Source organism: Citrobacter sp. Cm046, from assembly GCF_030333065.1.
GTDB lineage: Bacteria > Pseudomonadota > Gammaproteobacteria > Enterobacterales > Enterobacteriaceae > Citrobacter > Citrobacter murliniae.
This window is the reverse complement of the sequence record NZ_JAOWGP010000018.1, coordinates 1-370: the sequence shown is the minus strand read 5'-3', so window position 1 is coordinate 370 and position 370 is coordinate 1. Positions and strand designations below refer to the sequence as shown.

3 tRNA genes are annotated in these 370 nt (G+C 53.2%); all 3 read left to right on the top strand.

What is annotated here, in order from left to right:
- Position 1: 1 nt before the first annotated feature.
- A tRNA-Lys gene (locus tag OGX98_RS00820) sits at positions 2-77 on the top strand.
- 136 nt (positions 78-213) lie between these two features.
- A tRNA-Val gene (locus tag OGX98_RS00815) sits at positions 214-289 on the top strand.
- A gap of 3 nt (positions 290-292) precedes the next feature.
- Positions 293-368 (top strand) — tRNA-Lys (locus tag OGX98_RS00810).
- The last annotated feature ends 2 nt before the right edge of the window (positions 369-370 follow it).

The following is a 370-nucleotide window of genomic DNA, read 5'->3' as shown; positions in this document are numbered from 1 at the left end:
TGGGGCGTTAGCTCAGTTGGTAGAGCAGTTGACTTTTAATCAATTGGTCGCAGGTTCGAATCCTGCACGCCCCACCAATAATTTAAGTAGGTAGTGGTAGTAAAACGTGAAGGATAACGTTGCGTAAGCAACGGCCCGAAGGGCGAGGCGAAGCCGAGTCATCCTGCACGCCCCACCACTAACTTAGCAGTAAGCAGTATCCAGCGTAGTATCGGGTGATTAGCTCAGCTGGGAGAGCACCTCCCTTACAAGGAGGGGGTCGGCGGTTCGATCCCGTCATCACCCACCACTCGGGGCGTTAGCTCAGTTGGTAGAGCAGTTGACTTTTAATCAATTGGTCGCAGGTTCGAATCCTGCACGCCCCACCAAT